We start from the raw sequence: 23338 nt of genomic DNA on the forward strand, positions 1-23338 counted from the left end.
CCTTCTAACGGTTGGTGTAGAGCTCGCGCTTGGCGATGTACTGGACGATGCCGTCCGGGACGAGGTACCAGGTCGGGTTGCCCTTGGCGACCCGGGCCCGGCATTCGGTCGAGGAGATCGCCAGCGCCGGCACCTCGAGCAGTGTGATCCGATCCATCGGGAGCTTGTCCAGGGGCAGCTCGAGGCTTTCGGTCCCGGGCCGGGTGCAGCCGACGAACTGCGCCAGCTTGAACATCTCGTCCACGTCGCGCCAGGTGAGGATCTGGGCGAGCGCGTCGGCACCGGTGATGAAGAACAGCTCCGCGTCCGGGTACAGCGCCGACAGGTCGCGCAGGGTGTCGATCGTGTACGTCGGCCCCGGCCGGTCGATGTCGACCCGGCTGACCGAGAACCGCGGGTTCGACGCCGTCGCGATGACCGTCATCAGGTACCGGTCCTCGGCCGGGGAGACCGCCCGGTCGGTCTTCTGCCACGGCTGGCCGGTCGGGACGAAGATCACCTCGTCCAGGTCGAAGTACGCCTGCACCTCGCTGGCCGCGACCAGGTGGCCATGATGGATCGGGTCGAACGTGCCACCCATCACGCCCAGGCGACGGACCCGCTCGACGGAAGCCATATCAGCCAGTTCTCAGCCGCTCAGGAGTGCGGCCGGCCCTTGCCCATGATGACGGTGACGAGGAGCAGCAGGACCAGTACGAACAGGGCGAACCCGCCGTACCACCACTCCGAGATGTGCTTGGCTTCGGAGCCGGCCTCTTCGACGGCCGCCAGCAGCGGCAGGATGTGCGATTGCATGCCCCAGAGCCTATCTCGTGGCCGGACACAGAAGCGCGACCGGTGGCCTCATCGGCCGGCCGGTCGCGCCGAGGACGTCAGCTGTGGCGAATGTGACGGGCCAGCAGCCGGCGCCACTGGGACGGTACGGCGTGCGCACGCCGAGCCTGCGCGGCGGCACGCTGGCGCTCGTCGATGTGGGCACGGGCAACTTCGGGGGTGATCATGATTCCTTCACGGGTTGTACGGCGGGGTCGCGGCGGGCTGGCCTCGACACTTCAAATTGTACGGTGTGAGTTACGCTCACACAAACGAATTAAAGGCAGATCGAGTGATATGCCTACGGATCTGTGGTGAACGGGAGGTTCGCGCCATGGACGCGATCGATCGGCAGCTGATCGAGGCACTCCGCCTGAACGGCCGGTCCAGCTGGGCCGAGCTGGGCCGCGTGGTCGGTCTGTCCGGCCCGAGCGTGCAGGAACGGGTCCGGCGGCTGGAGGAACGCGGCGTACTGCTCGGGTACCGCGCAGTGGTCGCCCCCGAGCACGTCGGGCTCGGGACGAGCGCGCTGATCGGGCTGTTCCAGCGCGACGACGTGGAGACCGACGACATCGTCGACCAGGTCCGGGAGATCGAGGCGGTCGAGGACTGCTGGTTCGTCGCAGGCGACCAGGAGCTGGTGGTGAAGGTCCGGGTCGCCGATGTCACCCACCTCGAGGCGGTCGTGGGCACGCTGCGCCGAGTGAACGGCGTGGTCAGGACCCGGACGACTGTCGTGCTGTCGACCCGATGGGAAGGGCGTCCCGCGCCGCTGCCCGAGTGAGCAGCAGTACGACGGCCGCACCCAAGGCAAGCGCCGCCGCGACCGGGTAGAGCAGGTCGGGAACGTGCTGATAGGCCGCACCACCGAGAGCGGGCGCCAGGAACATGCCACTGATGGACGCGGCGGCGTACAGGCTGGAGTAGCGCCCGACCATGCCTTCCGGAGCCGCATCGGCGACGTGAGCCGTGGCAGTCGGCTTGTAGAGCATCTCCCCCGCTGTGATGACCACCATCGCAAGCGTCGCCCCGACCAGCGCCGGCCAGACGCCCAGCACTGCCAGCCCCAGACCCACGAGCGCGAAGCCGACTGCGATCACCCGAGTCGACCGATGTGCGCGTAGACGTACGGCGAGCGGCGCCTCGCAGCACACGATGACGGCAGAGCTCAAGCCGATCAGCAGTCCGTAGGCGACTGCCGGCGTACCAGCGTCCCGGAGCAGTAGCGGCATGGTGGCGAACAGCTGCCGATACACGGTGTCGATGACGACGATCGCCGCCAAGAGAATCAGCACCTGCCTGTCCCTTAGCAAGATCCGCCAAAGCCCACGAGCGACAGCCGAACCAGCACGCGACGCCTGCGGCACCCAGCGCCAGATGACCGCCGCCAGCACCAGACTGGTGACGGCGTCGATCACGAACACCAGCGAGAAGTTGTACGCCGCCAGCAACCCTCCCAGTGGAGGCCCGATCGTGAACCCGGCGTTGCTCGCCGTCCGCGACAACGCGATCCCCTCGCGCCGACGCTCAGCCGGAAGCGCGGTCGCGACCAGCGCACTCATGTTGGGCCGACCCGCTCCGCCGAAGAGGCCAGCCAGCATCCCGACCACGATCAGCAGCGCGCCTGGCACGAACGGCATGACCAAGCAACAGATCGACCAGGCCAGCTGGCTGCCCACCGCGGCCCGGCGGAGGCCGAAGCGGTCGCCGAACCAGCCACCGCCCAGATTGCCTCCGAGCAACCCCACCCCGTACGCCGCCGCGGCGAAGCCGGCCTGCTGCGCGGACATGCCGCGATCCTCAACCAGGTACAGCGTCAGGTAGATCCACGCCAGCGCGCCGGCCGCGCTGACCAGCTGCCCCACCATCACGGCCTTGAGCCACGCCGGCAGCTCAGCGATCCGACGCCAGTACATGCTGCCCCCAGGTAGAGCACAGGTAGAGTGAGTTCCTAACGGGAACTTAGTCGCCAGCTAGCGTGGTGGCAACCGGATTGGGGGTCGACGTGCGGCGGAGCAGCTTCTCTCCCGAGCCCGACTGTGCGATCGCGCAGTCCCTCGGTGTGATCGGCGACGGCTGGGAACTGCTGATCGTGCGCGACCTCGCTCGCGGCCTCGACCGCTTCGACCAACTCGCCGACTCGCTGCACATCTCCCGTAAGGTCCTGACCGAGCGGCTCACCGGCCTGCTCGAGAGCGGGATCGTCGAGCGAACGGCGTACCAGGACCGCCCGACGCGCTACGCCTACCGCCTTACCCCGCGCGGCCGCGCGCTGCTGCCGGTGCTGGTTGCGCTGCAGGACTGGGGTGACCGCTGGCTGCTCGGGGACGGTTCGCTCACCGGCACGAACGACGCCGACGAGCCGCCCGCGCACCGGATCCACGAACTGGTGGGCCGGCGCGTCCCCGAGATCGCTCTGCCCTCCGTCAGCGGTACGACGATCGACGTGGTGGACACGGATGCCCGCGCGACTGTGCTGTTCGGCTACCCGGCGACCGGTCGGCCGACTCCGTTGCCGGAAGGCTGGGGCGATATCGCCGGTGCGAACGGCTGCACGCTGGAGAACCGCCTCTTCGCCGCCCGGTACGACGAATTCGTCGCGAGGGGAATCACTGTGCGCGGAGTCAGCACCCAACGCACCGACGAACAGCAGGCGTTCGCCAAGGCCGAGGAGATCCAGCACGTTCTGCTGTCCGACCTGGAGCTGGAATTGACCGCGTCCCTCCGGCTGCCGACCTTCCGCGCGGGCGGGTACGAGCGACTCAAGCGCGTCGTACTCGTGATCGGAGCCGACCGCGTGGTGACAGCCGCGCGATACCCGGTGACGGACATCGCCGACGCGGTCGATTGGGCCTTCAGGACCGCTTGAAGAACGTCTTCAGCTCGCCGGCCACACGACCGACCGCCTGAGCACTGCCGCCTGGATTGATCCCACCCGGGTCACTGGACCCACCATGGTCGAGTCCGTCGAACTCGACCCGCCGGCAGTGTGGAAGAACCTTCTCCAGCGTGTCCCGCCAAGGCTTCAACGCCGCGAGACCCTTGCTGCCACCCATCAGCAGCACGTCCGCCGACACCTCGCGGAAGGCCTCGAACGTCCCAGCCAACTCGGCGATCAGCGCGCCTTCGTAGTGAATGGTCGGCGCGAGCTTGCGCATCGTGATGGCGTCCGCCCCAGCCTGCCGCTCGTCCTTGACCAGCATCTTCTCGGTGATCCGCGTCATCAGCCGCCGCGGCACGACCTTCAGGAACGCCGGCGCCAACTGCAACCCGTACATGCTCGTCACCATCGCACCGGCAAGATTGCCCTCAGCAACCTCTCGATCGAAGCGGATCAGCCACTCCCGATGCGGCGTGGGATTGTCGACAATCGCAGGCTCATACAATGCGACCTTCCGCAGGCCCGGCAGCGTGCGCGCCGCCTCCAGCACAACGGCGCCGCCGGCGCTGACACCAAAGGCGAACTCGGCACCCGCCGCGGTCAGGACCGCCTCAAGATCCTCGACCTCGGTACGCACGGTGTGTTCCGGCCGATGCGGACCGGACAACCCACGTCCGCGGCGATCCGGGAGGTAGACCGTGAAGTCGCCGGCCAACGCCCCGGCGAGCAACGTGTGACTACGGGCGGACTCCATGCTGCCGTGCAGTACGACGACCGCCGGTCCCTGCCCGGTCTTCCAGTAGCCGATCTCAGTGCCGTCGCGGGACTCGACCGCACCCTGGGTCAGTTCTGCTGTTCTCATGGCTCGATAGTCACATATTCTCTAGTTTCATTGCAACTAGTATCTCTGACCCCTTAAGCTGACAGCGTGACCTTCCGACGCTCCCCCCTCGCGCTCGCGATCCTCGGCCTGCTGGAGAACGGCCCACTGCACCCGTACGGGATCCAGCGGCTGATCAAGCAGTGGGGCAAAGACCAGGTCGTCAACGTCGGCCAACGGACCAGCCTCTACCGGATGATCGTCCGGCTGGAGGACGCCGGCCTGATCACGGCCGGCGCGACCGAGCGGGACGAGCGCTATCCCGAGCGGACCGTCTACCACCTCACCGAGGACGGGCGGACAGTCTGCCGGGAGTGGCTGGCCGAGATCCTGACCACGCCGCGCAACGAGTTCCCCGAGTTCCCGGCGGGACTGTCGTTCGTGATGCTGGTGCCGCCGGAGACCGCCGGCGAGCTGCTGGCGCAACGGCGGGACCACCTGACCAAGCGTGTGGCGGAGCTCGACGCCGAGCTGACCCTGGAGGTCGAGGGCGCGCCGATCCCCCGGTTCGCGCTGCTCGAGACCGAGTACCAGCGGGCCGTCACGGTGGCCGAGGCGGACTGGATCGACGGGATCCTCGAGGACCTGCGCAGCGGGAGCCTGACCTGGACGCCAGGACCGGCATGACGGTCGATGTCTGGTGGGCCCGGATCGACCAGGCCCGCGACGAGTTCGCCGCAGATCTGGACGAGGTCGAGCGGGAGCGGTTGGCGGCGTACACACAGCCGGAGGCACGGGCCCGGTTCCTGCTCGGGTGCACGATGGTACGGCGGTTGCTCGCGGCACGGTTCTCGTTGCCTGCAGCAAGTATCCGGCTGGACCGCACCTGCCCGCGCTGCGGCAAGCCGCACGGAAAGGTGCGTACCGACGGCGTCGAGCTGTCCGTCACCCACGCCGGCGACCTGGTCGGTGTTGCGATCGGTGACCGGCCGGTCGGGATCGATGTGGAGAAGGTCGACCCGCACCTGGACATCGCCGGTCTCGCGCAGGTGGCGCTGACTCCTGAGGAGATTCACGAACTGAGCGGCGTCGACGGACGCGAGAAGGTGCACGCGTTCCTCACGTACTGGACGCGGAGGGAGGCCGCGGTGAAGGCGACCGGTGAGGGATTGCCAGCCAAGCCGCGCAAGATCACAGCGGGAATCCAACTCGAGGATCTGGACGTGGATCCCGACCACGTGGCGGCTCTGGCGGTGGTGTCCGCCGAGCCGCCCGTCGTGAGGACGTTCAGGTTCGGATCTGACCCTCGCCGGTGACGACGTACTTGGTCGAGGTCATCTCGGGCAGGCCCATCGGGCCGCGGGCGTGCAGCTTCTGGGTGGAGATGCCGATCTCGGCGCCGAAGCCGAACTCGGCGCCGTCGGTGAACCGCGTGCTGGCGTTGACCACGACCGCGGCCGAGTCGACCGCCTGCACGAACCGGCGCGCGGCGGCCTGCGAACGCGTGATGATCGCATCGGTGTGACCCGAACTGTAGCGGCGGATGTGCTGCACCGCGGACTCGAGCGAGTCGACCACCGCGGCGGACAGGTCGAGCGAGTTGTACTCCGCGCCGAAGTCCTCCTCCGTCGCCGCGACAACATCCTTGCCCGCAGCAACCACAGCGGGATCGCCGTGCACGGTCACGCCCGCTTCGGCCAGCGCAGGCAGGGCTTGCGCCAGGAAGTCCGAGGCCACCGCCGAGTGCACCAGCAGGGATTCGGCCGCGTTGCAGACACTCGGACGCTGAGTCTTCGCGTTGAGCAGGATCGTCAGCGCCAGGTCGAGGTCGGCGTCGGAGTCCACATAGACGTGGCAGTTCCCGACTCCGGTCTCGATCACCGGCACGGTCGACTCGCTGACCACGGTCTGGATCAGGCCGGCGCCACCGCGCGGAATCAGTACGTCGACCAGCCCACGCGCCTGCATGAGCTCCTTCACCGCGGCCCTCTCAGTCGGCACACCCTGGACCACGTCCGCGGGTAATCCGGCCGAAGCGGCGGCGGACCGCAGTACGGCGATGATCGCGTCGTTGGACGCGGCGGCCGAGGACGAACCGCGCAGCAGGACCGCATTGCCCGACTTGAGGCAGATGCCGGCCGCGTCGGCGGTCACGTTCGGGCGCGCCTCGTAGATGATCCCGACGACGCCGAACGGCACGCGGACCTGGCGAAGCTCCAACCCGTTCGGCAGTGTGTAGCCGCGGACGACCTCACCGACCGGGTCGGTCAGCCCGGCAAGCTGCTCCAGCCCCGCGGCCATCGCGTCGACCCGGCTCGGGTCCAGCGCCAGCCGATCCACCGTGGACTCCGGCGTACCAGCCTCACGGGCCGACGCGACATCCTTCGCGTTCGCCGCGACGATCGCGTCCGTGTTCGCCCGCAACGCCGCCGCCATCGCCTGCAGCGCCGCATCCTTCGTCGCCCGCGAAGCCTCGGCCAACGCGTACGACGCTTCCCGCGCCCGCCTGGCCAGCTCGATGATCTCGCTCATGGTTCATCCTAGATTGATCGGTTCACAGGAGGACCAGGTCGTCTCGGTGGACGACCTCGCGTTCGTAGGCCGCTCCGAGTTCGCGCGCGAGGTCGCGCGTCGATCGGCCCAGCAGGTCAGGGAGTTCGGCCGCGTCGTAGTTGACCAGGCCGCGCGCGATGACCGCGCCGGACGGCGACACGAGGTCGACCGGATCGCCGGCCGAGAACGTGCCTTCGACCTTCGAGATGCCGGCCGGCAGGAGCGACGTCCGGCGCTCTGTCACCGCTCGTACGGCGCCCTCGTCCAGGTGGAGCCGGCCCTGACCCGAGGTGGCGTGGGCGAGCCAGAGCAGACGGGTCTTGCGACGACGGCCGGTGGGGTGGAAGAGGGTTCCGACGGGCAGGCCCTTCAGCGCCTCCCCCACGCGACCGGCAGACGTGAGGACGACCGGAATCCCTGCCTCCGTGGCGATCGCGGCCGCCTCGACCTTCGTCTGCATGCCACCGGTGCCCACACTCGACGACCCGGTACGACCGATCCGCAACGGCGCCAGATCAGCGGGACCACGAACGTGGGTGACCATCGACGTCCCCGGCTTGCGCGGATCCCCGTCGTACAACCCGTCGACGTCGGACAACAGCAGCAGCAGATTGGCGTGCACGAGGTGACTGGTCAGCGCGGCGAGCCGGTCGTTGTCGCCGAACCGGATCTCCGTGGTGGCGACTGTGTCGTTCTCGTTGACGATCGGTACGACGCCCAGCTCGAGCAGCCGCGCGAACGTCCGGTAGGCGTTGCGGTAGTGGCTCCGCCGGGTCACGTCGTCGACCGTGAGCAGCACCTGGCCGACCCGCAGGCCATGCGCCGCGAAAGCGTCGCTGTAGCGGGCCATCAGCAGCCCCTGCCCGACCGATGCCGCCGCCTGCTGCGTCGCCAGGTCACGCGGTCGCGACCGCAGGCCCATCGGGGTCAGGCCGGCGGCGATCGCGCCGGACGAGACGAGCACGACCTCGGTCCCCTCCACCCGTCGTGCCGCGATGGCGTCGACGAGCAGCCGGAGCCGTTCGAGGTCGATCTTGCCGCGCTGGGTCAGCGACGACGAGCCGACCTTCACGACGATCCGCGTGGCCTCGACGACCTCCGCGCGTTCCTTCATGAAATCAACCGTTCTGGTCGAGTTCCTTCTGCAGTTCGAGCTCGCGCGCTTCCTTGCGCGCCAGCTTCGCCGCAGCTTCAGCTGCTCGTTTGGACTCGGCCGGGGACAGGTCCACCTCGTCCTCGACCCAGCCCGCGCCGTACTCCGACAGGTCGGTCGTCGACTCCCCTGCCCGGTGGGCGTGGTACTCGGTGTCCTTCGTCCGCCGCCGTTGGACCGCGGGACGCGGCTCCTCCAGCCGGTGGTCCTCGCCGCGCCGAGCCAGAATCTCGGCACCGGCCTGGACCTCGGGCGCGAAGTCGAACACGATCGCGTTCGGCCCGTCGCCGATGACGACCGCGTCGCCCTCCATCGCGCCGCGCTCCAGCAGTTCCTTCTCCACTCCGAGCCGGTTCAGCCGGTCGGCCAGGTAGCCGGTCGCCTCCGCGTTCGCGAAGTCGGTCTGCTTGACCCAGCGCTCGGGCTTCTCGCCCTGCACCAGCCAGCCGCCGTCGTCCGGCAACTTCTTCACCTTGAACTCAGGCCCGCCCTGCACCTGCGGCCGGATCACGATCCGCGTGGTGTCGGGCTTCTCCTCCTCGGCACGCCGCCGCATGACGATCTCCGCCATCGCGAACTTCAGGGCTTCCAGACCCTCATGCGAAGCGGTCGAGATCGGGAACACCCGCAGCCCGCGCTGCTCCAGCTCGGCCTGCACCATCTCCGCGATCTCGCGGGCGTCCGGTACGTCGATCTTGTTCAGGGCAACGAGTCGCGGCCGGTTCTCCAGGCCGCCGTGCGCCTGCAGCTCCGCCTCGATCGTGTCCAGGTCACTCAGCGGGTCCCGGCCAGGCTCGTACGTCGCACAGTCGATGACGTGCACGAGCGCCGCACACCGCTCCACGTGCCGCAGGAAGTCGTGGCCGAGTCCGCGGCCTTCGCTCGCACCCTCGATCAGCCCGGGTACGTCGGCCACGGTGAACGTCGTGTCGCCCGCGACGACGACCCCCAGGTTCGGGATCAGGGTGGTGAACGGGTAGTCGGCGATCTTCGGGCGGGCTCGGCTGATCGACGCGACCAGCGACGACTTGCCTGCGCTCGGGAACCCGACCAGGCCGATGTCCGCGACCACCTTGAGCTCGAGGACGAGCGTCCGCTCCTCGCCGTCCTCACCGAGCAGCGCGAAACCGGGCGCCTTGCGGGCGCTGCTGGCGAGCGCCGCGTTGCCGAGACCACCCTTGCCACCCTGCGCCGCGACGAACTCCGCACCGGGCCCGACGAGATCCGCGAGTACGACGCCGTCCGCCGTACTGATGACCGTGCCGTCGGGGACACCGAGGACCACGTCGCCGCCGTTGCTGCCGGCCTGGTGGTCACCTTTGCCCTGGGCACCGTTCGTCGCGGTGCGGTGGCTGGAGCGGTGGTAGTCGACCAGCGTGGTCACGTCCTGGTCGACGCGCAGGATCACGCTGCCGCCGTCGCCGCCGTTGCCGCCGTCCGGACCGCCGAGGGGTTTGAACTTCTCCCGGTGCACCGAGGCGCAGCCGTTTCCGCCGCGGCCCGCGGTGACATGCACCGTGACCCGGTCGACAAAGCTGGGAATCGCCATCGGTGTTCTCTACTTCCTATTGGGTGTTACTTACACAGCAGAAGGGCGGGTCCGCGGTATTCCGCGACCCGCCCTTCTCAGAGCTCGTGAAACGTCCGGGTGGCGGTGTTACTCCGCCGGGGCCGGGACGATGTTGACGACGCGGCGACCGCGCCGGGTGCCGAACTCCACCTTGCCCTCGGCCAGCGCGAACAGCGTGTCGTCGCCGCCACGGCCGACCAGGTTGCCCGGGTGGAAGTGCGTGCCCCGCTGGCGGACGATGATCTCGCCGGCGTTGACCAGCTGACCGCCGTACCGCTTCACGCCGAGGCGCTGCGCGTTGGAGTCGCGACCGTTGCGGGTCGACGCCGCTCCCTTTTTGTGTGCCATCTCAGATCAGCTCACTTCTTCTTAGCGTCGATCGCGGTGACCTTGACCTGGGTGTAGTGCTGACGGTGCCCCTGGCGCTTGCGGTAACCGGTCTTGTTCTTGTACTTGAGGATGTGGATCTTGGGACCCTTGGTACGACCCAGGACCTCGGCCGAAACGGCCACCTTGGCCAGCGCCGCGGCATCGGTCGTCACGGTGTCGCCGTCAACGACCATGACCGCCGGGAGGGACACGGTGTCGCCCACCTCGTCCGTCAGGCTGTCGATCTCGATGACATCGCCGACGGCGACCTTCTGCTGGGTGCCGCCACTGCGCACGATCGCGTACACCGTGGATCTCACTCTCTGCTGGTTCGGAAAACTTACGGGGGCCTGCACAGACCTCTAGCGGCCCACACAAACATGGCACGCGGAACGCGCGCCGAAGCTCAAGTTTACGGGTCGGCTCACAGACGGGTCAAACCGGGTCAACTCCCCGTCGAGACGAGCTCCGTGGCGTCGCTGGTCGCACCGGCCTCGGTGTTACCAGCATCACCCTCGGTCGCTGCCTTGCCACGGCCCCGGCTGCTCCGTCGGCGCCTGCTGCTCCCGTTCTTCGCAACCTCGGCCGGAGCCGCCTCAGCCGAAGCCGCCTCGGCGCCCACCGTCGTGGTCGACTCAGCCGTCTCGGTCGGGAATCCGGTCGCCTCCGGGCTCACCGGTACGTCGTCCGCCCCGGAGGCCGGGTAGCCGGTCGGAGTCTCCGTCGTACCGGCCTCGTCGGCCTTCTTCGCGTCGAGCGCTGACGCAGCGGCGATCTGGGCCAGTCGCTGGGCGGCGTCGGCGTTGTGCTGCGAGGTGTCCTCGGCCGACTGCTCGTCCTCGGCGCGGCCCTTGCCCCGCCTGCGGCGCGAGCTCTTGCGGCCACCGTCGTCAGCCTGCGCGGCCGCGGGCTTGTTGTTGTCCTGGCCGTTGCCGTTGCGGCTGTCCCGGCGACGGGACTCCTTCGGCTCGTCGTGCAGGATCAGGCCGCGGCCACCGCAGTGGTCGCAGTTCTCGCTGAACGCCTCGAGCAGACCGGTGCCGATCCGCTTCCGGGTCATCTGGACCAGGCCGAGCGAGGTGACCTCGGCCACCTGGTGCTTGGTCCGGTCCCGGCCCAGGCACTCGACCAGTCGGCGCAGCACCAGGTCGCGGTTCGACTCCAGCACCATGTCGATGAAGTCGATCACGATGATGCCGCCGATGTCGCGGAGCCGGAGCTGCCGGACGATCTCCTCGGCCGCCTCCAGGTTGTTCTTGGTGACGGTCTCCTCGAGGTTGCCGCCGGAGCCGGTGAACTTGCCGGTGTTCACGTCGACGACGGTCATCGCCTCGGTCCGGTCGATGATCAGCGAACCACCGGACGGCAGCCACACCTTGCGGTCCAGCGCCTTCTTGATCTGCTCGTCGATCCGGAAGTTCGAGAAGACGTCGCCGTCGCCGGTCCACTTCTCCACCCGGTCGGCCAGATGCGGGGCGACGTCGGAGACGTACTCGCGTACCTGGTCGTAGGCGTCGTCACCGGAGATCACCAGCTTGGTGAAGTCCTCGGTGAACAGGTCGCGGACGACCCGGATCAGCAGGTCCGGCTCACCGTGCAGCAACTGCGGGGCCTGGCCGCTCTTCGACTTCTTGTCGATGTCGTTCCAGTACTTCTGCAGGCGGCTGACGTCGGCGGTCAGCTCCTCCTCGGACGCGCCCTCGGCCGCGGTCCGGACGATCACGCCCGCCTCGTCGGGGACGATGTCCTTGAGGATGGTCTTCAGGCGGTTCCGCTCGGTGTCGGGCAGTTTGCGGCTGATGCCGCCGTTGCCGCCACGCGGTACGTAGACGACGTACCGGCCGGGCAGGCTGATCTGGTTGGTCAGCCGGGCGCCCTTGTGGCCGATCGGGTCCTTGGTGACCTGGACCAGCACCGCTTGGCCGGACTTGAGCACCTGCTCGATCTTGCGTGGGCCGTTGGCCCCGCCGAGCGTGGCCCAGTCGACCTCACCGGCGTACAGGACGGCGTTGCGGCCCTTGCCGATATCGATGAACGCGGCCTCCATGCTGGGCAGCACGTTCTGCACCCGGCCGAGGTATACGTTGCCGATCAGCGAGACCTGCTCCTCCTGGGCGACGTAGTGCTCGACCAGGACGTTGTCCTCGGAGACGGCGATCTGGGTCAGGTCACCCCGGGCGCGGATCACCATGGTCCGCTCGACCGACTCGCGCCGGGCCAGGAACTCGGCCTCGGTGACGATCGGCGCGCGGCGGCGGCCGGCCGCCCGGCCCTCGCGGCGGCGCTGCTTCTTCGCCTCCAGCCGGGTCGAGCCCTCGACGGCGGTGATCTCGTTCGCGGTGTTCTTGCTGCGCGGCTCGCGCACCCGGACGACGGTCTCGTCGGGGTCGTCGGGCGACGTGGCGCCCTCCTCGCCCTTGCGGCGGCGACGGCGACGACGGCGCCGGGACGAACTGCCCGAGCCTTCCTCCTCGCCGTCGGCGGAAGCGTCCTGCTCGTCGTCGGAGCCGGACTCGGCGTCCTGCTCGTCGGCTTCGTCGTCGTCGGACTGCTCGTCCGAGCTGTCCTCGGCGCCATCGGCGTCACCGGACTTGCGGCGGCGACGGCCACCGCGGCGACGACGGCGACGGCGCGTGCCCTCGCCACCTTCCTCGCCGTCCTCGGACTGCGAGTCCGACTCCGGCTGGGCGTCCGCGGACTCGTCCTCGGCTGCCTTGTCCACCGGAACAGCGGTCTGCTCGGTGCTGGTCTCTTCGGCGGTGGCCTCACGCGCCTCCGCGTCACGACCGCGACGGCTGCGGCGGCGCCGCGTGGTCGTCGGCTGCTCGTCGGCACCCGGCTCCGGAGTCGCCTCCGCGGCCTCCGGGGCCGCCTTGGCAGTCTCCGGAGTGGTCTCAGGGGTCGCCTTGGCAGTCTCCGGAGTGGTCTCAGGGGTCGTCTTGGCTGTCGCCTCGACCGGGCTGGTCGCCGCGGCCTGCGCGGGAGCCTGAGCCGGTACGTCGGTGGGCGCCTGGAACAGCACTGCCGCAGCGGCCGGAGCACGCCGGCGGGTACGACGCGTGGTCGGCTCCTCAGCCGGGGTCTCGGCCTCTTCCTCAGCCTTCGGGAAGATCGTGCTGGGCGCCTCGTCAGAGGCAGTGGTCGTGGTCCTGGTCGCTGTCGTGGTCTTGGCACCGCGGCGGCGAGACGACCGCGTCGCGGCCGGCGCAGCATCGGCCGCGGCGCCGGACGGGTCCACGGCGTCGGCGACAGGGCCGTCGGTGACGGGCGAATCCGTGCTGGTCAGGTCGGTCGCGGCAGCCTTCCTCGAGGTGCGCTTCCGGGTGGTCTTCTTCGCCGGTGCCGGGGCGTTCTCCACGACCGGGCCCGCGTCGGCGGTGGTCGTGTCGGGCGCGGCGTTCTCGCTCAGCTCCGGGAACGTGTCCTGGGCAGCGGTCTTCTTCGCCGGGCGCTTGGCGGTGGTCTTCTTCGCGGCGGTCTTGGCCGCGGCCTTCTTCACCGGGGTCTTCTTGGCGGCAGCCTTCTTGGCGGCCGTCTTCTTCACCGGAGCCGGGTCGGCGGTCTCGCCGTCGGACTGGGTGGGAACCACCTCGGCGGCGGCCGTCTTGGCCGTGCGCTTGCGGGTGGTCGTCTTCTTCGCGGCAGCCTTCTTGGCGGTCCTGCCGGTGCTGGGCTGCTGGGCGGTGGCAGCCGTCTCGGCTGCCTCGGTAGTCGGCTCGTTGTCGAGCATGCGGTACGGGTCTCCTCAAGCCTTCCGGCGCAGCCTGCGACCCTGTTACGGGTCCGGCGCAGCCACTCCGAAAGACGGTCACGGTTCGCCGTGCGGCACATCGTCGGTGCCGGCGCGGCGGAAGCCTGCTGGATCCGCTCCGCCCGCGCTCAGGGCACAGAGGGAGCGGCGGCGTCGCCCTCCGCTGGATGCGTCTGGTGGGGACCTACCTGGCCGGTCGCGGTCGCCTGGGTGGCGTCGCGGTCACGAGCGAGCGGGTCGTCCACCGTGCCGGTGGCCGCGATGAGCGGGCCCTGGGCGAGCCTGGTCAGAAGAGCCGGGCCCGTCACCGGGAGCGTCGCTACCTCTAGCACGCCGGCGAGAACGTCGTCGGGTCTCACGGCCGGGGTTCCGTGCCGTAACACCACTTGCAGTATCGCACACGTCGCAACCGGCGCCGGTTCGTGCGCAACGGTGAGTCGCAGAACGGCACCCCGACAGTCGAACGAGCGAAGACCCCGTTTGGTCATGCGCTCGACCAGAATTTCCTCCCGGGCCAGGAACGCCTCCACCGCCGCGGCGGCGGCTACCTCGGGATCCACCCCAGGCAACGCGATCCGCCACTCGCTCGCCTCCAGCCGCTCGGCCAGCGCTCCGGGGCCGGCGACAACCACCTCGAGTACGTCGAGCCCGGGCGGCAGCGCCTCGTCCAGCGCGGCCCGGACCTGCTCGGCGTCCCGCTCGTGTGTGAGCGAGATCTCCAGGTACTCCGCCTCGGACGCGGCTCCGGTCGGCGCGGCACCGGCGTACGAGATCTTCGGGTGCGGGCTGAAGCCGTGCGAGAACGCCACCGGGAGCTCGGCGCGGCGGACGGCGCGCTCGAACGCCCGCTGGAAGTCGCGGTGTGAGGTGAATCGCAGCCGCCCCCGCTTGGCGAACCGGACCCGCAGTTTCTGGACCGCGGGAAGTTGCTGCGACGGCGGAGCTTGAACAGGTGCCACGCCCGCCATCCTCTCAGGATCCGATGGCGGGTTGTTTCACCGCTGACGGGTTAGAACCGGTCAGCGGTGAAACAACCCGCCAGGGAACACCGGGGAATGCGCTTTCCGGGCTAGGGCTGGGCGGCGGACTTGCCGGTGAGGTAGAGGGCCCAGCCGAGGAGGCCGAAGGAGACCAGCATCAGCACGGTGCGTCGCAGGTTGAAGGAGCGCCAGCGGGCCTCGTCGAAGGCTGCTCGGGCGGCGGCGACGTCGATGGTGGCTGGGTCACCGGCCGCCTTGAGGGCGTCGTTGAGCGGGACGTTGACCGCGATCGTCACGATGATCGTGATCAGGTTGAGGGCGAAGGCCACCGCGAGCCACGGCAGTGCCGGCTCCTTCAGGCTGAGCAGACCGGCCAGCAGCGTGAACACCGCCGAGCCGACGAAGCCGAGGAGCAGGAAGACCGGGTTGAGGATGGCCCGGTCGACCGCCTGGAACGCGCCGACGAAGGTCTTGTCGTCGGTCGTGGCCAGGCCGGGCATGAACGCGTTCGAGTAGATCGCGTACACGCCCGCCATCAGCCCGGTGGTGATCGTGGCCGCCATCAGCGCCGCCACCCGCAGTCCGTTCATCTCTCTCCTCCAGTACGGCGGGAAGGCCCCGCACCGGAAAGCTATGGCACCGCGCAGCCCACGGACATGTCAGCGAATCTCACGTCCATGTCCGCGCAACTCACAACCGCGCGCACTGCCCGGAACGCGGCCCCGAGACCTGGTTGGGCGCCTGCAGGTTCACCGGCGCCGGCGCGTTCCCCGAGCAACTCAGCGGCCCCTCGACCGTGTTCCCAGCCAGTACGGCGGCCTCCGTCGTACGTCCCCTGGTCACCGACACCGACCCGTTGACCGAGGACCCGACCGCGACCACGCTCCGGGTAACGCCGTCGGCGGTCACCGGTCCGGCCACCGTGCTCCGCAGCAACTGGAGGTCGGCCGCCCTGTCGGCCCGGACCGGACCCGCGATGCGAGTGCCGGTGGCAACCAACGACGCGCCTGACTGGACCAGCACCGGGCCGTCGATCGTGGCATCGACCAGGCAGGTGACGCCGGATCCCACCACCAGTGGACCGTCGTGGACTCCGGTCACGGTCGACGTGCAGGCCGGTGCGGGCCGAAGGAGCGTGACCGCGAACTGGCGCGGCGTCCCGATGTTGCCGGTGGCATCGATGGCGCGGTACTCGACCTGGTGCCGGCCGTACCCGGGCGGTACGTCGTCCCACGGCACCACCCGCGGTACCCCGAGCTTGCCGTAGACGAGCTGGTCGATCTCCGTCCCCTCGGCGGTGAACCGGAACGGCGCGGACGCGTCCGTCGGCCAGCCGAAGTAGTTGTACCAACCGTCCCCGTCGACCCGGAACTCAGGAACGACGTACCCCGCGCTGTCGTCCGTCGCGGCCAGACCCATGGTGAACGCGTCGTTGTAGATGTACTCCGGGCCGGTCGGCTTCTGCACGGTCAGCAACGGCTTCGACAGCGTGGACTTCACCACCGGCTCGACCCCGTCGACAGACCAGGTCAGCGTCTCGTCGCCGACGCTCGCGGTCAGCGTGTGCCGCCCGGTCAGGTGTAGCGGCTCGAGGTCGAAGTCCCGGTCATTGCCCGGGTTCGCTACCGGCGTACCGTCGAGCCGCCACGTGATCGACGGCTGCTCGGTCGAAGGCTGCGACGTCTCGGCGTACACCACTTCGTCGGCGCTCACCGGATGCTCGGTCGAGGTCGACCCGGTGAACCTCACCGGGTCCGCCGCCGGGGACGCCGTCATCGTCGTGTTCACGCTCCAGGAGCGGGTCGCAGTCGGTCGTACGGCGGGATCCCGGATGTACTCGGTGGGGTCGACGACCTTCGCGGTCAGCGTGTGCCGACCGGGCGTGAGGTCGAGGGCCGCGAGGTCGACGGCGCGGGCGTTCGCGGTCGGGAGCGCCGTACCGTCCAGGGTCCAGGTGACGTCGAGCTCGTGACTCAGCGGGTGCAGGGTCTGCAGCCAGACGACCTGGTCACCGGCCACCTGACCGACCGGCGTGCTGTCCTGGAAGAGGTTGGTCCGGGACGAGATCCGCTGCGTCATCCGCTCCCGGGAGACCTGGTCGAAGTAGTAGCCGAGCGCCTTCATCATCGAGTGCCTGCTGGGTCGCCAGACTCCGGACCCGGCGTACATGCCGCCCTGGTACCGGCCGATCGTGCCGCCGGACTCTGACGACTCACCGAGCCAGCGGTACCACTTCTTCTGCTGGTCCCGCAGCTGCTGCTCGGTCAGCAAGGTGTGGTGGATCGAGGACGGCTCCGGCCCTTCGTACGGCGCACCACGCTCACCGCGGGCGTAGTAGTCGTACTCGTCCTGGAGGCCGCCGAGCGAGTGGCCGAGCTCGTGCGGGGTGATCAGTGCGGAGAGCGCGTTGCCGCCGGACGCGGTCGCGTAGGTGCCACCGGCGCCGCCGTACGTGGCACTGTTGCCGATAGCAAGGATCTGGCGGTTGGCGCCGGTCGTGCCGTGGACCAGGTCGGCGTACTGGGTCGCGGCGTCGGAGTCGACGGTGAGCAGGCGCTGGACGCTGCCCGGGTTGCAGCCGCCCCAGAAGCCCATCTGCAGTGGGGTGTCGACCTGCGGTGAGGTGAGGTCCGGGTCGCAGTCGACGCCGCTCTCGGGCGAGGTGATCTCGACGGCGTACACGTTGAAGTAGTCGCGGTACGACTTGAACGGCTCGATGCTCCACAGGATGTTGAGGTGCTTGTCCACCTGCTCGCGGAACTTCGGCAGCTCGGCGGCGGTGTAGCCGTCGCCCATCACCACCAGGTTGAACCGGGACGCCGCCGGACCGGTGACCTGGATCGGGACGACGGTCGCCGAGGCCTCCGTCGTACTGGCTCCGGCCGCCGTCGGCAGGCCCGCGAACACCGCCGCGACCACCCCGAGAACTGCCACGAATCGTCTGGTCCGCATGACCCCTCCCAGTGTGGGCGACACTGCCGTCAGCAGCTTACGAAGCGGCGGCGATCCGTGTCAGGAGTTCCCGCGCGGCGACTTACGGGCCAACCGGGCCGCGGTGCGGCATCATGAGGGGTCGGGGAACTGTGAGGAAAGGACATCGATGACGGAACCGGCGCAGGCGCCGCGGTCCGAGCCGGACCGCGGACCACACGCGGTCGACGCCGGTGACGGTGACGGCAAGGGCATCTACTGGGTGCTGAAGAACGTGCTGGTCGGTCCGCCGGTCAGGCGGATCTTCCGGCCGATCGTCGTCGGCGCCGAGAACATCCCGGACCTCGGTCCGGCGATCATCGCCAGCAACCACCTCTCGTACTCCGACTGGATCTTCATGCCGCTGGTGCTGCGCCGGCGGGTCACCTTCGTCGCGAAGTCCGACTACTTCACCGGCGCCGGGATCAAGGGCCGGTTCCAGCGCGGCTTCTTCAAGGGCACCGGCCAGGTGCCGATCGACCGGTCCGGCGGGTCCGCGTCCGAGGGCGCGATGCGGGCCGGGATGAAGGTGCTGGAGCGCGGCGAGGTGTTCGGCATCTACCCCGAGGGCACCCGCTCCCACGACGGCCGGCTGTACAAGGGCCGCACCGGCGTCGCCCGGCTGGCGCTGGAGGCCAAGGTTCCGGTGATCCCGTGTGGCGTGATCGGCACCGACGTGGTCGCCCCGCCCGGCAAGGTGGTCGCCTCGTTCGCCTCCCCCACGATCAAGTTCGGCCATCCGCTGGACTTCTCCCGCTACGAGGGGATGGAGAGCGACCGGCTGATCCTGCGCGCGGTCACCGACGAGATCATGTACAAGATCATGGAGTTGTCCGGCCAGGAGTACATCGACATGTACGCCACGAAGGCCAAGCAACTGGAGGGCCGTGCGACGACCGGCGCACCGAAGAAGGTCCGCAAGTCGGACACCTGATCCGCTTGCTGAGATGACCTGGGTCTAGGCTGGTAGACCGTGGACGGACCGATCGCATACCAGGGTGAGCCAGGCGCCAACTCGGCGATGGCGTGCACCGAGATGTTCCCCGACCGCGAGCAGCTGCCCTGTACGACGTTCGAGGACGCGCTCGAGGCGGTCAGCAGCGGCCGGGCCGGGCTGGCGATGATCCCGGTGGACAACTCGATCGCCGGCCGGGTGGCAGACATCCACCACCTGCTGCCGGAGTCCGGGCTGCACATCGTCGGCGAGCACTTCCTGCCGATCCACTTCCAATTGCTCGCCGTCCCCGGGGCGTCGATCGACGGTATCCGGACGGTTCGAAGCCATGTGCACGCGCTCGGCCAGTGCCGCAAGATCATCCGCGAGCACGGCTGGTCCACTGTGGTTGCCGACGACACCGCCGGCGCCGCCCGCGAGGTCGCCGAACTGGCCGATCCGACGGTCGCCGCGCTGTCCCCGCGGGCAGCAGCCGACCTCTACGACCTGGCGACGTTGGCGAGCGACGTCGAGGACGAGCACCACAACACCACCCGGTTCCTGGTGCTCTCCCGGGAGCCCGACGTACCTCCGGTCGGCTCCGGGCCGATCATCACCAGCTTCGTCTACCGGGTCCGGAACGTCTCGGCCGCGCTCTACAAGGCGCTCGGCGGGTTCGCCACCAACAACGTCAACATGACGAAGCTGGAGTCCTACCAGCTCGGTGGGATGTTCTTCGCGACCCAGTTCTACGCCGACATCGAGGGGCACCCGGACGACCCGAACGTCGCTCTGGCGCTCGAGGAGCTCGCGTTCTTCTCGGTCGAGGTCCGCATCCTCGGCGTCTACCCCTCGCACCCGTTCCGCGCCCAGATCGCCGAACCGGCCGCGAACCGGGCACTGCGTCCGCACCACTAGTCGGCGCGCCGGCCACCCGGCGGCTCCCGTAGGGTTCCCGGGTGCGCATCGTGACGGTCGACGGCCGGGACCCAGACATCTTCAAGCAGTTCTTCGCGGTGAAGGACGCCGTACGCCGCGAGGAGCTCGAGTTCCCCGTGGGTCTCGGGATGGAGGAGGCCCGGGTCCTGATGACCGGCGACCACTCCGACCTCCGGGCGGACGGTCTGGCGCTGGTGGACGGTGATGCCTGGCTGGGGATCGCATGGCTCGACTGGTGGCTGCTCGACAACACCGACACGGTCGACGTGGAGTTCGCGGTCGATCCGGCGTACCGGCGGCGCGGGGTCGCGTCGCGCCTGTTGGAGGCAGTGATCGAACGGGCCCAGGCCGAGGGCCGGCGGATGCTGACCGGGATCAACGTGGCCGGCGATCCGGTGACCGGTGAGAGCCCTGGTACGGCGTTCGCCTCGGCGCGCGGGTTCGTCCGCAAGCACGCGGAGCTGCACCAGGTCCTCGAGCTGCCGCTGTCCGAGGAGCAGTTGGCCTCCGTGGAGCGGCCGGTCCCCGGTTACGAGATCGTGCAGTGGGGTGAGCACACGCCTGACGAGTGGCTCGAGCAGTTCGCCGAGCTGATCAGCGGGATGTACGCCGACGTACCGCACGGCGACCGTACGGTCGAGGCGACCCGGTGGACGCCCGAGCTCGTCCGCGAGGCCGAGGCCCGCCGCGTAGCTCAAGGCCGCTTCACCTACACCACTGCCGCCGTCCACACCGACTCAGGCGCGTTGGCGGCGTACACCCAGATGGGCGGCACGCCCGAGCGACCCGACCGCCTCAGTCAGTACGACACGTACGTGCACCCGCCGCACCGCGGCCGCCGCCTCGGCATCGCCGTCAAACTCCCCAACCTCCGCTCCCTGCAGTCCCGCCTGACCAACCCGGCCGTCCTGCACACCTGGAACGCCCCGGAGAACACCCCGATGATCACCGTCAACGAGAAACTGGGCTTCCGCCCCACCGCCCAGCGAACCGCCTGGGAACGCCGGCTCTAGCTGAACTCGGCCGGGAGTTGACAGCGGCGGATGGCCCGAGATGTGCGGACCTGCAGGCCATCACAATGGGCGGCAGCGACGTCGCTTCAGCCGCTGGACGCCCTGGTCCGAGCCATTGTGATGGCCTGGCGGTCCGCAATCTGCGACCACCTCATGCCCGACGGCGGCTGATCACCAGGGCGTTCAGGCGGCTCCCGCACCTGGAAGTCGATCGGCCCGTTCTTGATCTGTACGACGACATTGGCCGCGAACTGCCCGTCGAGCGGCTGGAACGTCAGGTACGACTTGCTCGCCCAGGTCACCGGGTCGAAGTCGTGGATGAACGCCCGCCACATCACGATCCCGCCGTACGGGCGAACGGCCTCGGTGAGCTGGTTGGCGCCGTCGGCATGGGTCCGGCCGTACGTGATCGGACCGGGCTGCCCCTCAGAGTCGGCCTTGACCAGGAAACCACCGAGGTCCGGGATCACGTCGTAGATCTCACGAGCCTTGTCCCGCCACCAGGCCTTCACGCCGTCGTCGAACGGATCGGCCGTGGCCAGCCCGCCGAGCACGATCGGGGCGGCGAAGTTCGCGGACAGGTAGAGGCTGACGCCCCACGACCGCAGCACCGCCGCCAGTCCGGCCAGCTTCGGCAGCATCTCGGTCGACAGGAACGCTGGGTCCGCGTTGACGTTGTTGACCACGGTGCCGTTGAGTCCGACCGATGCAAGGATCCGTGCGTAGTCGAGATCCCGCGGCCCGGTCTCGGGCAGCTTGTCCCATTCGAAGATCGACTCTCCGGCGTACCCGCGCTCCACACTGCGGTCGAGGTTGTCCCAGTGATTGACCAGACGCAGTGTGTTGACCGGGCGTTCGTGGAGGTCCAGATGGGTGAAGCGGCGTTCGGTCTGCAGCAGTCGCAAGAGGTGGAAGGCGCCGTACAGGACGCCTCGCTCGCCCTCGCTCGCGACGATGGTGGCGTTGCCGCGGGTGCGAACGACGTACCCTCGGGACCGAGGCGGCGGAGTTCGGCCCGGTCGACGGACGCGGCGATGTACTCCGAGGTGCTGGGCGTGCCGATGACGACTGCGCCGTCGTGCTTCAGTGCCGCGAGGCGAGGGACTGCGCCGCCGTGACGGCCGAAAGTCCTTGGACCAGTTCAATTGCCGCCGAGTCGAGTACGTCGTGGCTGGGTGCCACGACATGAGTGAACGCACGGCGGTACTCCGGCAGCCGGGACGGGCCTGCCTTGCGGTAGCGCAGCCAGAGCTCGCGGCCGTCCTCGTCGGGAAGACCGGTGGCGGCGGACGCGATCGCCGGATCGATCAAGCCGGCGGCGACGAGTGCTCCGCCGGTCAGCAACACCTGTCGACGCATGAACTCCATGCTCGATGTCCTTCCGGGGCGGTCAGGAACCGGTTCCTGACCGTAGGTTCGGCGTCGGCCCCAGTCAAGGGTGGACGATCATGAAACACCTTTCATGGCAAGGATTCCTGGGCCAGGAGCTGTCCCATACCCAGCTAGCGCGGTAGGGTTTCAGGAACCGGTTCCTGATCACGAGGAGGATGGGTGCGCCGGACCAGGCAGGTGACGATCCTGAGCGTCGCGGCGGCTGCGGGCGTCTCGAAGTCGACCGTGTCCAGGGTCATGAACGGCACCCCCACCGTGGATCCCGAGATCGTCACCCGGGTCCGCGACGTCGCCACCCGGCTGGGCTACCGCCCGAGCGGGACCGCGCAGAATCTCTCCCGCGGCCGGACCGGCATCGTCGGCGTCCTGGTCCCCGACCTGGCCAACCCACTCTTCGCCGCCATCCTCAAGGGCATCTCGGCCGAGGCCGAGAAGGCCGGCTACCGCACCCTGGTCGCCGACGCCAACGAGCAGCCTGGCGAAGAGATCCGCCACCTGCACGAGCTCGCCCGCCAGAGCGACGGCCTCATCCTCTGCGGTCCCCGGATGAGTACGCCGGACCTGGCCGGACTGGCCGAGCTCGACGAACCGATCGTGGTGGTCAACCGCAAGCCGGCTCGCAGCCTGTTCCCCTCGGTCACCGTCGACAGCCAGGAGGCGGTCGATGCGCTCTGCCGTCATCTCGACGCTCTCGGTCACACCCGGCTCTGCTACCTCGCCGGTCCCGCCGAGGCCGCGGCGGAGAGCGATCGCTGGTCAGCCTTGCAGTCGTCGATCCGGAGCCGGACCAAACTCCTCCGGATCCCCGCCGGCGCCATGCTGGACGACGGCCACGCGGCCGCCGACGAGGCCCTCGCCACGGGTGCCACCTGCCTGATCGGCTTCAACGACCTGGTCGCGCTCGGCGCACTCGCCCGGCTGCAGGAGCTCGGGTTCGCGGTCCCTGACCGGGTGTCCGTGGCCGGTTTCGACGACATCGTCTACGCCCGCTACACCTCCCCCGGCCTGACCACGATCGCGATGCCCCAGACCGAGTTCGGCCAGGAGGCGTGGCGCCTGCTGTCACCCTTCCTCCAGGGCCGCAAAGGCCGTCGTACCCGGACCCTCCAAGCTCGGCTGGTCATCCGGCCCAGCACGGGTCCCGCTCCGATGCGGGGATAGCCGGTCACCGGCGTTAGGCTGGTAGGCGCTCTGACCCCG

The 23338-nt window shown here is 69.2% G+C and carries 24 protein-coding genes; 8 read left to right on the plus strand and 16 right to left on the minus strand.

The genetic code is table 11. The features are described 5' to 3' along the window. Nucleotides 1-4 precede the first annotated feature (4 nt). The 3 genes from nadD to OG817_RS23615 form a co-directional block, all read right to left on the minus strand. Nucleotides 5-616, minus strand: coding sequence for a nicotinate-nucleotide adenylyltransferase (gene nadD, locus OG817_RS23605; RefSeq protein ID WP_396394855.1), 612 nt, complete (start codon nt 614-616; stop codon nt 5-7). A 20-nt stretch (nt 617-636) separates the two neighbouring features. Next, nucleotides 637-795: a hypothetical protein gene (locus tag OG817_RS23610; protein ID WP_165553658.1), complete on the minus strand. Its 159-nt coding sequence runs from the start codon at nt 793-795 to the stop codon at nt 637-639. 77 nt (nt 796-872) lie between these two features. Beyond that, on the minus strand, nt 873-1001 hold the full coding sequence (locus tag OG817_RS23615) for a hypothetical protein (RefSeq protein ID WP_406046827.1): 129 nt from the start codon (nt 999-1001) through the stop codon (nt 873-875). 146 nt (nt 1002-1147) lie between these two features. On the opposite strand from OG817_RS23615, the gene OG817_RS23620 reads away from it, so the two are divergent. Beyond that, complete coding sequence (locus OG817_RS23620) at nt 1148-1597, plus strand: Lrp/AsnC family transcriptional regulator (protein WP_131349810.1); 450 nt, start codon at nt 1148-1150, stop codon at nt 1595-1597. Here OG817_RS23620 and OG817_RS23625 read toward each other — a convergent pair. Further along, nucleotides 1530-2729 carry an MFS transporter gene (locus OG817_RS23625; RefSeq protein WP_406046828.1) on the minus strand — a complete coding sequence of 400 codons (1200 nt, stop codon included), beginning with the start codon at nt 2727-2729 and terminating at the stop codon, nt 1530-1532. The two genes, OG817_RS23620 and OG817_RS23625, sit on opposite strands and share 68 nt — an antisense overlap. Nucleotides 2730-2794: 65 nt before the next feature. On the opposite strand from OG817_RS23625, the gene OG817_RS23630 reads away from it, so the two are divergent. Further along, nucleotides 2795-3682, plus strand: coding sequence for a winged helix-turn-helix transcriptional regulator (locus OG817_RS23630; RefSeq protein WP_406046829.1), 888 nt, complete (start codon nt 2795-2797; stop codon nt 3680-3682). On the opposite strand, the gene OG817_RS23635 is transcribed toward OG817_RS23630, so the two are convergent. Next, a complete protein-coding gene (locus tag OG817_RS23635) occupies nt 3669-4556 on the minus strand; it encodes an alpha/beta fold hydrolase (RefSeq protein ID WP_406046830.1) in 888 nt (295 codons plus the stop codon). The genes OG817_RS23630 and OG817_RS23635 overlap by 14 nt on opposite strands. A gap of 66 nt (nt 4557-4622) precedes the next feature. On the opposite strand from OG817_RS23635, the gene OG817_RS23640 reads away from it, so the two are divergent. Then, a complete protein-coding gene (locus OG817_RS23640) occupies nt 4623-5201 on the plus strand; it encodes a PadR family transcriptional regulator (protein WP_396394861.1) in 579 nt (192 codons plus the stop codon). After that, the gene (locus OG817_RS23645) at nt 5198-5830 is read left to right on the plus strand and encodes a 4'-phosphopantetheinyl transferase family protein (protein ID WP_406046831.1); all 633 of its coding nucleotides are present in this window, start codon (nt 5198-5200) and stop codon (nt 5828-5830) included. The genes OG817_RS23640 and OG817_RS23645 overlap by 4 nt, the downstream gene beginning before the upstream one ends. Here OG817_RS23645 and OG817_RS23650 read toward each other — a convergent pair. The 9 genes from OG817_RS23650 to OG817_RS23690 form a co-directional block, all read right to left on the minus strand. Beyond that, a complete protein-coding gene (locus OG817_RS23650; RefSeq protein WP_406046832.1) occupies nt 5802-7046 on the minus strand; it encodes a glutamate-5-semialdehyde dehydrogenase in 1245 nt (414 codons plus the stop codon). The two genes, OG817_RS23645 and OG817_RS23650, sit on opposite strands and share 29 nt — an antisense overlap. 22 nt (nt 7047-7068) lie before the next feature. Next, nucleotides 7069-8181 carry a glutamate 5-kinase gene (proB, locus tag OG817_RS23655; protein ID WP_406046833.1) on the minus strand — a complete coding sequence of 371 codons (1113 nt, stop codon included), beginning with the start codon at nt 8179-8181 and terminating at the stop codon, nt 7069-7071. Between the two features lie 4 nt (nt 8182-8185). Then, nucleotides 8186-9769 (minus strand): GTPase ObgE, encoded by a 1584-nt coding sequence (gene obgE, locus OG817_RS23660; protein ID WP_406046834.1) that lies wholly within the window; start codon nt 9767-9769, stop codon nt 8186-8188. A 108-nt stretch (nt 9770-9877) separates the two neighbouring features. After that, nucleotides 9878-10138, minus strand: coding sequence for a 50S ribosomal protein L27 (gene rpmA / locus OG817_RS23665; RefSeq protein WP_132405181.1), 261 nt, complete (start codon nt 10136-10138; stop codon nt 9878-9880). Between the two features lie 11 nt (nt 10139-10149). Further along, the gene (gene rplU / locus OG817_RS23670) at nt 10150-10467 is read right to left on the minus strand and encodes a 50S ribosomal protein L21 (RefSeq protein ID WP_131349790.1); all 318 of its coding nucleotides are present in this window, start codon (nt 10465-10467) and stop codon (nt 10150-10152) included. A gap of 137 nt (nt 10468-10604) precedes the next feature. Continuing rightward, nucleotides 10605-13889, minus strand: coding sequence for a ribonuclease E/G (locus OG817_RS23675; protein WP_406046835.1), 3285 nt, complete (start codon nt 13887-13889; stop codon nt 10605-10607). Nucleotides 13890-14038: 149 nt separating this feature from the next. Further along, nucleotides 14039-14869, minus strand: a complete 831-nt coding sequence (locus OG817_RS23680; RefSeq protein WP_406046836.1) for a TIGR03936 family radical SAM-associated protein — start codon at nt 14867-14869, stop codon at nt 14039-14041. A 110-nt stretch (nt 14870-14979) separates the two neighbouring features. Continuing rightward, nucleotides 14980-15480 carry a DUF1772 domain-containing protein gene (locus tag OG817_RS23685; RefSeq protein ID WP_406046837.1) on the minus strand — a complete coding sequence of 167 codons (501 nt, stop codon included), beginning with the start codon at nt 15478-15480 and terminating at the stop codon, nt 14980-14982. Nucleotides 15481-15580: 100 nt separating this feature from the next. Then, a complete protein-coding gene (locus OG817_RS23690) occupies nt 15581-17842 on the minus strand; it encodes a M64 family metallopeptidase (protein WP_406046838.1) in 2262 nt (753 codons plus the stop codon). 148 nt (nt 17843-17990) lie between these two features. Between OG817_RS23690 and OG817_RS23695 the strand changes: the two genes are divergently transcribed. From OG817_RS23695 to OG817_RS23705, 3 genes are read left to right on the plus strand one after another with little or no spacing between them, the layout of a single operon-like run. Next, a complete protein-coding gene (locus tag OG817_RS23695; protein ID WP_396394871.1) occupies nt 17991-18794 on the plus strand; it encodes a lysophospholipid acyltransferase family protein in 804 nt (267 codons plus the stop codon). 39 nt (nt 18795-18833) lie between these two features. Continuing rightward, a complete protein-coding gene (locus OG817_RS23700; RefSeq protein ID WP_406046839.1) occupies nt 18834-19712 on the plus strand; it encodes a prephenate dehydratase in 879 nt (292 codons plus the stop codon). Between the two features lie 41 nt (nt 19713-19753). Next, nucleotides 19754-20746 carry a GNAT family N-acetyltransferase gene (locus OG817_RS23705; RefSeq protein ID WP_406046840.1) on the plus strand — a complete coding sequence of 331 codons (993 nt, stop codon included), beginning with the start codon at nt 19754-19756 and terminating at the stop codon, nt 20744-20746. Nucleotides 20747-20832: 86 nt separating this feature from the next. Here OG817_RS23705 and OG817_RS23710 read toward each other — a convergent pair whose 3' ends face one another. Both OG817_RS23710 and OG817_RS23715 read right to left on the minus strand, forming a co-directional pair. Continuing rightward, complete coding sequence (locus OG817_RS23710; protein ID WP_406046841.1) at nt 20833-21651, minus strand: hypothetical protein; 819 nt, start codon at nt 21649-21651, stop codon at nt 20833-20835. A gap of 178 nt (nt 21652-21829) precedes the next feature. Then, nucleotides 21830-22114, minus strand: a complete 285-nt coding sequence (locus OG817_RS23715; RefSeq protein ID WP_406046842.1) for a hypothetical protein — start codon at nt 22112-22114, stop codon at nt 21830-21832. A 183-nt stretch (nt 22115-22297) separates the two neighbouring features. Here OG817_RS23715 and OG817_RS23720 point away from each other — a divergent pair, with 183 nt between their 5' ends. Continuing rightward, nucleotides 22298-23299: a LacI family DNA-binding transcriptional regulator gene (locus OG817_RS23720; protein ID WP_406046843.1), complete on the plus strand. Its 1002-nt coding sequence runs from the start codon at nt 22298-22300 to the stop codon at nt 23297-23299. Nucleotides 23300-23338: the final 39 nt, after the last annotated feature.

This window comes from Kribbella sp. NBC_00889, from assembly GCF_045207705.1.
Taxonomy (GTDB): domain Bacteria; phylum Actinomycetota; class Actinomycetes; order Propionibacteriales; family Kribbellaceae; genus Kribbella.